The following is a 12033-nucleotide window of genomic DNA, read 5'->3' as shown; positions in this document are numbered from 1 at the left end:
GCCCTCGCCTCGCTCTTGGGCGATCCTGCGAGCCTGCTCCGGCGCGTGACGGCGAAGGCGCCGGAGCCAGCCGCGATCAGACGTGCGGCGGCCTCCATAGCGGGACAGGTCGGCGCTGTGCCCGACGCCGAGCGCACGGCCGAGCTCCAGCTGCGCGTCGCTGCGCAGATCCGGAGCGAGGGCGTCGATACCGTGTCCCGCCGCGACCTGCGGCAGAGCTGCCGGACCTTCCTGCACGCCCCCCATCCGCCGGCCGCCGATCCGGACCTCGCCCAGGCGATCGTCGGCCGCGTGTCCTCGACCCACCGCCGTGCGGCGTTCTTCGCGTTGCTGGACTGCTATCTGGACGGCTACCGCGCCGGCGACGAGGCGGTCCGGCGCCTGTCCGAATGGCTCAAGGTGATCGCGGCGGGCTGGCCGTGGCGTCCGGGGGATCAGTGGAAGGACCGCCTGGGTCGGTTCGATCTGCTCGACGCAACCTCAGCGGCCGACAGGCTGGCGAAAGCGGTGCTGACCTCCACCACGGGTCCCGCGTCGGTGCTCGAGCAGGCCGGCCTCGACATAGGGACGCGGCCGCGCGGAGGACTGGCGGAAGCCGCTTTCCGGACGACCTGCCGGAGCGTCGCGACGATGGCCGGCGCCCGCGCTGAGCAGGCGCAGGCGATGCTGCTGCGCTGGTCGCAGGCGACCACGGGGACCATCTCCTTCCCGGCCTCCTGGGTCGATCTCGTTCGCGCGTGCGTGACGCCGTGGACCTCGCAGGAGCCGGGCACGCAGCACAAGGCGCATCTCCTCGCGGAGTTGGAGCGGCTCGGGGGCGGCGACCCCCGCATTCCCGGCAGCGGACGCTGGCCGGAGGTCGCGCAGGATGCTCCCGATGCCTACGCCCTCCTTCTCCGCTGGCTGACGCGTGCCTCGGTCATGCAGTTCCTCGAGGTCGTCGACCGGTCGCTACGCGAACCCGACGCCCGCCGCATGTGGTCGTATCGGCGCGCGTTCTGGACGTCCTACCTGCTGAACGAGAGCGGCCCGCGCATCGAGCGCGCCTGGGTCGCCTTCGGCGCGGACGGCGCGCGCCTCGCCCGGGCGGCGGCGCGCGAGACCGGCGACAAGAGCCTGTCGGTGTTCGGCAACCAGTCCGAGAAGTCCGGCCAGCACGCGGCGCTGATCCTGGAGATCGGCGACCTGCTCGTCGTCGATTGGAGCCATTCCGGCAAATACAACATCTGGCGCCGCGGCGAGCGCGGCCGCCCGAGCCTCTTCCGGCTGCAGTATAATGCCGGCGAGCTCGACTCGGCGCCGCTACGCGAGAGCCACAGCTCGCCTTCGACCTACTCCTGGCAGAAGAAGCTGGCCCAAGTGATAGAGGGTCGCGTCTTCTATTCGGAGAAGGCGTCCTGGAGGCCGTCCCGTGTTTAGGCGGCGCAGGGCCGATCCGGTCAGAACCGCGTTCGCTCACAGGCAGGAGGGCGACGATCTCGTCGTCGAACTGCGCGAGGGGTTCGCCGCACTTGCGATCGAGGGATGGGCCGCCGCCGCTCCGGAGTGCGTGGCCGCGGTAGCCGCTGTCCGGGCGGTCGTCGAGGATCTGGAGGCCGAGGGCGTCGCGGAGCCTGCGAGCTTCCTGCCGTACGGCCTCCGCCTCGCTCCGGAGGTCGTGGTCCGGCTGGATGGCCAGTCCGCCGCGATCCTGGGGTTGCCCGCCCCCACCCGCCTCGCGCTGGATCTCCGCCCGGTCGGACGCATCGACGAGGACGCGTTCCGGATAACCGTCCGCTGGGTGCAGCCGGGCGGGTTCGCCGTGCGCGCGGACCTCCGCGGCGCCCTGCTCAATTCGGAGGCCGGCCTCAGGCGCGTCCCCGAACCGGTCTGGTCGCTGCACCGGGCGGCGGCGCGTCTGTCACAGCCGACCGAGCGGACCGAGCGCTTCCGCCTGCTGGCCGAGCTGCAGAGGCTGTGGCCGGACTCGGCCGGCGGCGACGTGGAGGCCGAGGCCTATCTCAAAGATCTGCGCGTCCACTACGCGGGCGCCATGTCGCTGAAGCTCCGGACGCTGACGCCGGACCTGACCGAGTTCGACCCGGTCCTATTTAGCACGGCGTCTGCCGCCGACGCGGATGGGGAGGCATTGGACGAGGAGGCCGACAGCGTCCTCGGACCGGCCGCCCAGCGGCTTTTCGCCCAGGACCGCTTCCGGCGCGAGGGCGTCGCCCGTCCCGTATACGTCCTGCGCGACGGCGAATACGTCTTTATCGACCCCGCGCTCCGGCCGGCGCTCGACGCGGTCCGAAAGCTCCAGGACGCGCCGGAGGCCGAGCGGCGCCGGTTTGTGCTCAATCCGCGCCTGGTGCTGCGCGAGCGTCTCGGCGACGAGCTTGCCGATCATGTCGGCCTCGAACGCCTCTTCGTGGAGACCGACCAGTTCTCTGCCCGCGTCGCCGGCGTCGACGTCTGGCGCGCGCCCGTCCTGCCCTGGCTTGTCCCAGCCGGCGGTGGAGGCTGGGTGCCCGAGCGCTTCGGCCTCCGCATCGGCGAGACCTACTACACCGTCCACGCCGACCGCGTCGGGGATCTCCTCGAGCGGGTGGAGACGGCGTCCTCCCAGTCCCGTGACGTCGTCGCGATCGAGGATCTCGTGGAGCCCGCCGAGACGGGCGCTCCTCCGGCTCCGGTGATGCTTCCGCTCACCGACCAGTCGGTGTCGTCGGTGCGGGCGCTGGCTCCCTTCGCGAGCTCGGGAAGCGCCGGCGACCATGAGGACGGACCGGACGATCCCCAGCGGAAGCTGCGCGACTTCGGAGGCAAGCTGTTCCTGGTCGTCCGCGACAACTTCGAGGACGTCGAATACACCGCGCCCGAGGCGAGGTCCGCGGATGCCATCGAAACCGTCGAGGTCGTCCCTCCTGCGTCGCTCCGGACGGAGCTGAAACCGCACCAGAAGGTCGGTCTGGAGTGGCTGGCGACCGCACAGTCCGCCGGACTGCCCGGCGTGCTGCTCGCGGACGACATGGGCCTCGGCAAGACGCTGCAGGCTATCGCCTTCATGGCCTGGAGGCGGGCGGAGGTCGAGGCCGGCCGCGCCGAGCCTGCGCCATGCCTGATCGTCGCGCCGACCGGCCTGCTCGGGACGTGGCGCAAGGAGATCGGCCAGCACCTCCGCGAACCGGGCCTGGGCGACCTCGTCCCCGCCTTCGGAAGCGCGCTGAAGCAGCTGAAGGAAGAGGACGCCTTCTCTGCCCGGGACATCGAGACAGGCCGCGCCGCTCTGAATGGCGAGGCGTGGCGCGACGCCGGGGTCGTGCTGACGACCTACGAGACGATGCGCGACTATCACTTCAGCTTCGCGAAGACGCGGTTCAGCGTGGTGATATTCGACGAGATTCAGAAGCTGAAGAACCCGGCGAGCCAGATGACGCGCGCGGCGATGGCGCTCAACGCGGAGTTCGCGCTCGGCATGACCGGCACGCCGGTCGAGAACCGGCTCCAGGATCTCTGGTCCATCATGAACGTCGTCGCGCCCGGCGTTCTCGGATCGAGCCGCGACTTCGAGCGCCGCCACGCGGCCGGCGATGCGGCTGCCCTCGCCGCCCTCAAGCATCGGCTCTGCGATCCGCAGAATGGCGTGCCCCCGCTCCTGCTGCGCCGCCTGAAGTCGGAGATACTGACCGGCCTCCCGAAGAAGCATGTCCACCCGATGCGCCTGGAGATGCCGGCGGCCCAGGCGAACGCCTACCGGGACGTCGTCGTCCGAGCGGCCGCCGCCGCCGCCGCCGGCAATCTCGGCAAGGGCGGCATGCTGTCGGCGCTCTCCGACATGAAGGGGATCTCGCTCCATCCCCTCGATCCCCGGCACGCGCCTGCTGACCTCTCGTCCTACGCAGCGGATTCGGCGCGTCTCACGCGCACGCTGGCGATCCTCGAGGACATCGCGCCGAAGCGCGAGAAGGTGCTCATCTTCCTCGAGGACCTGGCCATGCAGGAGCGCCTCGCGGTCCTCGTCCAGTCGCGGTTCGGCCTGCGCAGGCTCCCGGCCCGCATCAACGGCGAGATACCGGGATTCCGTCGGCAGCAGATCGTCGACGACTTCCAGTCTCGGCCCGACGAGTTCGACGTCCTGATCCTCTCGCCGAAGGCGGGCGGCGTCGGCCTCACGATCACCGCCGCCAACCACGTCGTCCACCTGTCCCGGTGGTGGAACCCGGCGGTCGAAGACCAGGCGACGGACCGCGTCTATCGAATGGGTCAGACCCGGGAGGTGCATGTGCACTTCCCGATGGCCGTCCACCCCGATCCCGCCATCGGTCCCTACAGCTTCGACCTCCGGCTCGATGCGCTGATCGAGCGCAAACGCACGCTGACGCGTGACCTCTTCCTTCCGCCCGACGCTAGCGACGCCGACATCAACGAGCTGTTCCGCGAGGTCTCGCTGTCCGATGCGGCCGATGACCCCGCGGCGGAGATGGCGCCGTCCACTTCGGAGGAGCTTCCCCGCCTCTCGGGTCCGGAGACAATCGGTTCGGCCATCACCGCCGGGTCGGAGTCCGAGGAAGAGACAGGTGGCGAACCGCTGCCGCCGGAAGTCGTACTCGAGCCAACCGAGGTCGCCAGGTCGATCCTCTCGGTGGCGACGCCATCGCAGCAGGCGTCGATCCGCATGTGGCGGATATCCGCGTATCAGCCCCGGCCCACGGAGGATCTTCTGTCGGCTTTCGAGGGCAAGACAGTCGTGCGCATGGTCGTCCGCGATCCCTACAGTCTGTGCACCGCCGCTTCGAGGACTGCCCAGGTGCGGTTCGCCCGACTCCTTGCGGACCGCGCGCGCTCGCTGGAATCCGTCACGATCGAATACTGCCCGGACATCGAAGGAGACCGCGACGAGTCGGCTTGCCGACGCGAGATCGGCGCCCTCTTCGTCCGCCACTTCCCCCGTACGCCACCAAAGATCGATCTGGCCCGGCGTCGCAAGCGCGGCGTCGATGACGACTTCCACGACCGCTTCGTCGATATCGACGTCCGTGGCGCCGGTGGCGCCGACCAGCGACACTGGATCACCATCGGCCGCGGCCTAGAGGCCCTGTTCGACGACCGGCGGCAATGCACGGTGACCTACGTCCCCCCGGGTGCGCCACTCGCCTAGCGAGCAGCTCGGCACGAGGTCGTCCCTCTGGCCTAATTGGTTAGATTGTTGTCGAGGTGGGATGCCAGATGGCCGATCAGCAGGATCTGATCGTCCTCGTGCCAATGGAAGTAGACCCGGAACATCTGCTTCGGGTCGGCTCCGCAACCGTGCTTGATGTGCTGGTCGCACCAGTAGCTGTCGGTGCGGTAGGTCACGCCGTATGCCGGGAAGCGCTTGATGTCGTTCGGCTTGGCGAAGCATCGCGCGTCCGTGCAGCCGAGTTCCTCCAGGCGAGCCAGATAGGCTCGGCGTCGCTCCTCGGCGGGCTCGCGGCGCACCGGGACGAGCTGGTCGTCCAGCGTGTAGATCAACTGCCCGAGGAGTTCGGGATCCCGGAACTGCCCGTTCTTCTCGATCTCCCTGATCGCCTTGGGAGCGAACCAAAGGTTCGGCGATACGTTGCACCTCACCCAGTCGCCGAAGGTGGACAGGTCGGCGAGCGGCTCGCGCTGGACCGTCGACCCGCCCGCGTTCAAGGCCGATCTGAGTGCCTCGTTCTGCCCACGCAGCTGCACCACGTCGGACTTAAGTTCGGAGATGGCGCGCCGGGCTTCCGCAAGCTCCGCGTCAACGTCGCGCATCCACTGGTCGTGCTCGTCTCTGAGAAGGGCGACCTGCGCTAGGAGCTCGCTGTTCTCCTCCTGATAGAGGCGGCTCAGCTCCGCGTCGCTCGTGTCGGCGGGCAGCGCCTCGAGCTTTTGTTTCGCTTCACCTCGTGGACGGCAGGACGTGCTCGGGGCTTCGAGGTGCACGAGCTCCGCGACCGTGAGCGGCCGGCCCCCATAAGGCGACCGTGTCTGCGCTGGCGCAAGCCGTTCACAAGCGACGACCCAAGGCACCGGCTGTCCATACGGTGTAGCGCACGATCGTCGGAGCTCAGCCCGCACTGCGTGTGACGATTCAGCATCACCTGTGGATGACTGCCGTAAGCTGGTACGTATGCTTTTGACTCGACTGTACTTCCGAGTCAGCCTGCGGATCTATGTTCAGCAAGATCGTGATACGGAATGTCGGTCTACTCAAGGCCTTCGACACCCCCAACGCGCCGAAGCTCGCGAAGCTCACGCTGTTCTACGGACGCAACGGGCGGGGCAAGTCTACGCTGACCTCGGTGCTGCGCGCGGCCCGTGACGGCGAGGCCGCTACGGTGCTGGGCCGTCAGTCGCTCGGGAATGGCGGAGCAGCACCCAAGGTCGCCCTCATCTCGACCGGCGGCACCATCAACTTCAATAACGGCCGCTGGAACACGAGGGGCGCTCCGGTCGAGGTGTTCGACACGGCGTTCATCACCGACAACGTCTACGCCGGGGAGCTGATCGAGCTCGCCCACGACCGCGGTCTTTTCTCGATCATCATCGGTGCTGATGGTGTCCGACTGGCGAAGCACCTAGAGCGCTTCAACGCCATCGCGAAGACCTGCGCGACCGCACTAAAGGAGGCCGAGGTCGCGCTCGCAGACGACGTCCCTTCCGACATGAGCAAGGAGGAGTTCTTCGCGCTCGGCCCCAACCCGGACTACGCGAAGCGGCTCGACGCCACCGAGCGCGCTCTCAAGGCAGTCCAGCAGGCGGATAAGATCGCGGCGCTCAAGGCGCTGGAGGCACTGCCAGTGCCCGAGTTGCCCGCCGGTCTCCCTGCCGTGCTCGCCAGTACTGTCGCGGAAATCGACGCCTCCGCGCGCCGCCGCCTCCTCGAACACTTCAAGCGCTTCGGCCTCGACAAGAAGGGCGAGGCGTGGATCAGCTACGGGGTCGAGCATATCCACGACGACGCCTGCCCTCTTTGCGGCCGCGACGACGTCGATGCCGAGGGCATGGTCACGTTGTACGGGCAGATTTTCGGCGAGACGTACAAGGCCCACCTGGCCACCATCACCACCGCCTCGACCGAGTTGGAGGACGTCCTCGGTGAGGACGCCCGGACGGGGTTGGCCGGCAGAATCGCCACCAATGCCGACGGGGCGGCGAAGTGGGCCGAATATGTCGCGCTAGTCACGGAGCTCCCCGAAGTGTCCGAGCTCGGGACCCACGTCGCGGACGCCCACAAGGGTGCAAGGGCGTTGCTCGATCGGAAACGGTCATCGCCGCTCGACGTGATCGAGGCGATCGATGAGCTCGCCGAGGTGGGCCGCTCGCTCGGCTCCGCCCGGGAACTCATCGACAAGTACAACGCCGCCGTCGAGGCAATCAACGAAGCCACCAAGAAGTCGGTCGCCGCTGCTCCGACTACCGAGACAGCCGCCACTCTCGCCCGCGACAACGTGAAGAAGCGCATGGCCCGGCACAATCCGGGCGTTCAGAGCCGGGTCGACGCCTTCTTCCGGGCCAAGAGGCGCGACGAGCGGGCACGCAACACCCGCATCAGGATTCAGAAGGCGCTCAAGAAGGCGAACGAGGACGCGGCCGCACACTACCATCAGCGTGTGAACCACTATCTCGGTCGGTTCGGCGCCAGCTTTACCATCTCAAAGATTACGAATAGCATGCAGGGGAACGCCGGGCAGACCGACTACGGCCTCCTGATCAAGGGGGAGACCGTCTCCCGCGGCAGAGGCCGGCCGGCCGACGCGATCCCGACGTTCAGGAACACGCTCTCGGCGGGTGACAAGACGACGCTCGCGCTTGCCTTCTTCCTCGCCAAGCTTGACAGCGACAACTCGCTCCACTGCAAGACGCTCGTCGTCGACGACCCCCTGAGCAGCCACGACAGCCACCGGCGCCGGGAGACGGTGAACGCGATCAAGGACCTGTGCGGCCGGTGCCTCCAGGTGATCGTGCTGTCACACGACGAGTTCTTGCTGCGCGAGGTCGAGCGGCGCTGTGTGGGTGTCCCCTGCGCCGCGTTCCAGATTGACTTCGACGGGGGCGATGAGTGGTCCTCAGTCTCGGCGGTCGACCTCGACAAGCTGTGTCGAGCAGGACACGCGAAGATGATCGAGGAGATTGTCGCCTACGTCGACCACCGGCAGGGGGCCGCCGATGACGTCGTGCTCAAGGTCCGCCAAGTCTTGGAGACCCATTACCGACGCTCCTACACGGCCTACTTTGCCCACGATCGCAACCTCGGCGGGATCGTCAAGGACATCGCCGACGAGGGCGTCGCCCATCCGTGCCACCGAGACCTCGGCCGGCTCGAAAATTGCAATGACGCGACGTGCGACAAGCACCACGGCGATGACGCCATTGTGTTGGTGAAAAGAGACGTCGACCCCGACGGCCTGCGGGTGGTCGCCGCGGATGCCCTGGAGTTGATCGGAGCGCGACGCCCTGCCGCCGCTACCCCGGTAACGCGCCCCGCTCCTGCCGTGACGGCACTAACGCCATGAGCTTTGCAAAGAATACCCCTCGCGCGACCCCGAGGTCTGCGCGTGCCCAGTCGGGGAACTATCTTATTGAACCTATGGGGAGAAACGGTGCTACCGGGGAACTCACGACTTCAGCCTGGCCGAGTGTGTGACCTGCGTTGACGGCGAGAGGTAGTTCCGAGCGATCTTCGCTGGGCCCGAAAGCCTGAAATCGGGTGCCGAGCTGCCGCAGCGCTTTGAATAGACGAAGGGAAGATAAGGCGATCTGAGCGCTCAGAAACTACCATGCCGCTTTCCCCCCATCGTGTCTACCGGCACCACCTGAACGAGGGGAGACTTTCGGGATCGGCTCGCGGCGGCTGACTGGTCCATGTGGGTGGCGGCCCTGCCAGATGTTTTCGCGCTCAGCGGATGGCAAGTTGTGTCAAAATCTGCCGTTCCGAACCCGACCCGCAAATGACGTATTGTGGTCGCCAGCGTAAGCGTGGCCGGTAGGCCGCCTTGCTATTGTGCTCGGCTTTTCAGGTAGGCGATCTTCCCGGCATGGCGGCGGCCCGCGATGGCGGCGACGGCGCGTCGGGTGAGGCGTTCGTCGATATCGTCGGGATTGTAAGGGCCGCCGTACCATTCACGTAGACGATGGTGCTCCTCGTGGGTCGGGTCGGCCATGGCATCGAGGAACATCTCGAAGCCGGGTAGCCCCCCGACATCCTCGGGCGGACAACGTCGCGCGCCATCGACAAAGCGCGGATATTGTTGGTCCGGCTCACCGGAGCCGATGCTTTCGACGGTGATGGTGTGCCGCCAGTCATCACCCATGTCGTAGGTATAGAGGAGTTCCCGTACGCCGCGGTCGAGGAGCACCGCGAGCTTGACGTTCCGCGCCGCAGCCATGCCGTGGTCCGGCCATGCCGGGTCGGGCACACCGTAGCGCCGGTCTCCGGCTTCGAAATGCCACAGGTGGTAATGCCCCCAGCCCATGGCGGCCTGGATGATGTCATGGAGCATCTTCAGGCTGGCAGTGACCGGCACGTCGACCCGGCGCCAGATGGCGGGTTCGATGTCGTTCAGGACAATATGGAGGCGGGCGATGGTTTCGGCGCTCATGCCGCCATTTTGGCAGGTTCGCCTACCCAGTTCCACGGCAGGAGTTCATCCCAGCGACTGGCCGGCCAGTCGCTGGCGATTTTGGCGATTACATCGGCGATATAGGCCTGTGGGTCGACGCCGTTGGCCTTGCAGGTCTGGATGACGGTGTAGATGGCGGCGGCGCGTTCACCGCCCACGCGCGAACCGGCGAACAGCCAGTTGCGGCGGCCGATGGCGACGCCGCGTAGCGCGCGTTCCGCGATGTTGTTGTCGATCTCCAGCCGGCCATCGTCCAGGAAGCGCGACAGCGCCGGCCAGCGCTTGGTGCCATAGGCGATCGCCTTGGCCATGTCGGACTTGGGCGACAGGCGACGCAACGCGGCATCGAGCACCGCGCGCAGCGCCTCGACCAGCAGTTTGCTGCGTTCCTGCCGTGCCCGGTGCCGAATATCCGGCGGCTGGCCGCGCACCTCGGCCTCGACGGCGTAGAACGCGCCGATCCGCTCGAGGATGTCGGTGGTCAGCGGCGTGGGCGTACGTTCGTGCAGGTCGAAGATCTTGCGCCGGAAATGCGCCCAACAGGCAACCTCAGTCACGCCGCCCCGATACAGCCCGTCATAGCCAGCATAAGCATCGGCCTGGAGGAACCCGCGAAAGCCGGCGAGATGTGCCAGCGGGTGGGCGGCGGTGCGGTCCGGCGTGAAGCGATACCAAGTCGCACGCGGCGCCGTGCTGCCCGAGGCCTGGTCGTCGGCCGCGTACACCCATAGCCGTCCCGTCGCGGTCCTGCCGCGGCCGGGGTCGAGCACCGGCACCGGGGTGTCGTCGGCATGGATCTTGTCGGCCTTGAGGACTGCGTCGCGGATACGGGCGACGACCGGATCGAGCAACGCAGTGGCCTGTCCGGCCCAGCCGGCCAGCGTCGAGCGGTCGATATCGAGCCCCTGCGCCGCCATCATCTCCGCCTGACGGTACAGCGGCAGATGGTGCTCGAACTTCGAGACCACGACATGCGCCAGCGTGGCGAAGCTGGCCTTGCCGCGCGCGACGGCGCTGGCCGGCGCAGGCGCCTGGACAATCTTCTCGCAGACCCGGCAGCTATATTTGGGGCGGATGTTGCGCATGACCCGCCAGTGCACCGGCACCACGTCAAGCATCTCATGCGCATCCATGCCCAGCCGGCGCAACGCGCCGCCGCAATCGGGGCAGGTGCAGGCGCCCGAGGCCGGTTCGTGGAAGACCTCCTCGCGTGGCAGGTGCGTCGGCAGGCTGCGGACCGGTGCCGGCCGCGACGCCGTCTCGGACAGGCGCTCCCCTACCGGCGCCGCGTCGCGCTCGGCTTCCAGCTCTTCCAGCGCCAGTTCGAGCTGCTCGATCTCGCGGCCCAGCTTCTCGGACGAGGCGCCGAACTGCATCCGCCGCAGCCGGGCGATCTGCCCGCGCAATCTGTCGATGAGCAGATCGCGGGCAGCAAGCGCGGCATTGGCCCGGGCCAGCAACGCCTCCAGCGCGGCGATCCGCGCGGTGGCATCAGCAGGGGAAACGGGCGCTTCCGACACCCGGATTTCCTAGCAGATCGCAGCACCACAGGCGAGCAAAAGCAACGCAAAACCGCCGGTTTCAGCCCGCCAGCGTCGGCGTGTACGTCCGCTCAGGGCGGCGCCAGTCGATGCCCTCCAGCAGCATCGACAATTGCGCCGGCGTCAGCACCACCGTGCCGCTTGTCGTCACTGGCCAGACGAAACGGCCCCGATCGAGCCGCTTCGAAAACAGGCACAGGCCTTGCCCGTCGAACCACAGCAGCTTGACCAGATGCCCGCGCTTGCCCCGGAACGCGAACAGCGCGCCCGAATGCGGGTTTTTCGCCAGCACCTGCTGCACCAGCACCGCCAGCCCGTCGAAGCCCTTGCGCATGTCGGTCACGCCGCACGCCAGATATACCCGCGTCGGCAACGGCGCCGGGCTCACCGCAGCACCGACAGCACCCGTGCCAGCGCCTCCGCATCCACCCCGCCGTCGACACTGATCCGCACGCCGCTGGGCAGCGCGATGTCGATGCGGCCCGACGAACACGGCACCGGCGGCGACGCGGGCACCACCGGCCGGGCGAGCCGAACCTCGGCAAACACCGGCAGCGACGCTGCCGCCCCGGCCAGCTTGCCGGCCCGCAACTGCTTGCGCCACGTATAGATCAGGCTGCTCGAAACCTCGCGCCGGGCGATCACATCGCAGACCCGCACGCCAGGCTGGAACGCCTCGGCCAGGATCTCCAGCTTCTCCGCATCCGACCATCGCCGCCGGCCCGACACACGGCCGACGACCTCCATGCGACCAGTCATACGACTGCTCGTAGGACTGCTCGTAGAACCCGAAACTCCCTGCACCACCACCGCCCTCGTTAAAGGCGGCAAGCATCCCGGCTATCAACGATGCCGCAAGGCGGCCTGCAGGCCGCGCTTAC

8 protein-coding genes are annotated in these 12033 nt (G+C 67.9%); 3 read left to right on the top strand and 5 right to left on the bottom strand.

Translation table 11 applies throughout. The annotated features are described in order from the left end of the window. Positions 1–45: 45 nt before the first annotated feature. Together ACTJKY_RS18000 and ACTJKY_RS17995 are read left to right on the top strand one after the other, a co-directional pair. Positions 46–1419, top strand: coding sequence for an EH signature domain-containing protein (locus tag ACTJKY_RS18000; RefSeq protein WP_440847475.1), 1374 nt, complete (start codon positions 46–48; stop codon positions 1417–1419). Next, a complete protein-coding gene (locus tag ACTJKY_RS17995) occupies positions 1412–5137 on the top strand; it encodes an SNF2-related protein (RefSeq protein ID WP_440847474.1) in 3726 nt (1241 codons plus the stop codon). The genes ACTJKY_RS18000 and ACTJKY_RS17995 overlap by 8 nt, the downstream gene beginning before the upstream one ends. 32 nt (positions 5138–5169) lie before the next feature. On the opposite strand, the gene ACTJKY_RS17990 is transcribed toward ACTJKY_RS17995, so the two are convergent. After that, positions 5170–5931, bottom strand: coding sequence for a hypothetical protein (locus tag ACTJKY_RS17990; protein ID WP_440847473.1), 762 nt, complete (start codon positions 5929–5931; stop codon positions 5170–5172). Positions 5932–6161: 230 nt separating this feature from the next. On the opposite strand from ACTJKY_RS17990, the gene ACTJKY_RS17985 reads away from it, so the two are divergent. Beyond that, the gene (locus ACTJKY_RS17985) at positions 6162–8504 is read left to right on the top strand and encodes an AAA family ATPase (protein WP_440847472.1); all 2343 of its coding nucleotides are present in this window, start codon (positions 6162–6164) and stop codon (positions 8502–8504) included. A 483-nt stretch (positions 8505–8987) separates the two neighbouring features. On the opposite strand, the gene ACTJKY_RS17980 is transcribed toward ACTJKY_RS17985, so the two are convergent. The 4 genes from ACTJKY_RS17980 to tnpA are packed head-to-tail and all read right to left on the bottom strand — an operon-like array spanning position 8988 to position 11911. After that, on the bottom strand, positions 8988–9590 hold the full coding sequence (locus tag ACTJKY_RS17980; protein ID WP_440847118.1) for a plasmid pRiA4b ORF-3 family protein: 603 nt from the start codon (positions 9588–9590) through the stop codon (positions 8988–8990). Further along, the gene (tnpC, locus tag ACTJKY_RS17975; RefSeq protein ID WP_440847296.1) at positions 9587–11137 is read right to left on the bottom strand and encodes an IS66 family transposase; all 1551 of its coding nucleotides are present in this window, start codon (positions 11135–11137) and stop codon (positions 9587–9589) included. The genes ACTJKY_RS17980 and tnpC overlap by 4 nt, the downstream gene beginning before the upstream one ends. Before the next feature lie 55 nt (positions 11138–11192). Then, positions 11193–11540, bottom strand: a complete 348-nt coding sequence (tnpB, locus tag ACTJKY_RS17970; RefSeq protein WP_440847117.1) for an IS66 family insertion sequence element accessory protein TnpB — start codon at positions 11538–11540, stop codon at positions 11193–11195. Further along, entirely contained in the window at positions 11537–11911 is a 375-nt protein-coding gene (tnpA, locus tag ACTJKY_RS17965; protein ID WP_440847116.1) for an IS66-like element accessory protein TnpA, read from the bottom strand. Before tnpA ends, tnpB begins: the two co-directional genes overlap by 4 nt. Positions 11912–12033: the final 122 nt, after the last annotated feature.

This window comes from Sphingomonas sp. 22176, from assembly GCF_052045505.1.
In the GTDB taxonomy this organism is placed as follows: domain Bacteria; phylum Pseudomonadota; class Alphaproteobacteria; order Sphingomonadales; family Sphingomonadaceae; genus Sphingomonas.
The sequence above is the reverse complement of the archived record's forward strand: the minus strand, read 5'-3'. Positions and strand labels throughout refer to the sequence as shown.

Bases quoted from the DNA above. Each gene is read 5' to 3' on its own strand.
- ACTJKY_RS17985 (WP_440847472.1), top strand. From the start codon at position 6,162: ATGTTCAGCAAGATCGTGATACGGAATGTCGGTCTACTCAAGGCCTTC.
- ACTJKY_RS17980 (WP_440847118.1), bottom strand. From the start codon at position 9,590: ATGAGCGCCGAAACCATCGCCCGCCTCCATATTGTCCTGAACGACATC.
- tnpA (WP_440847116.1), bottom strand. From the start codon at position 11,911: ATGACTGGTCGCATGGAGGTCGTCGGCCGTGTGTCGGGCCGGCGGCGA.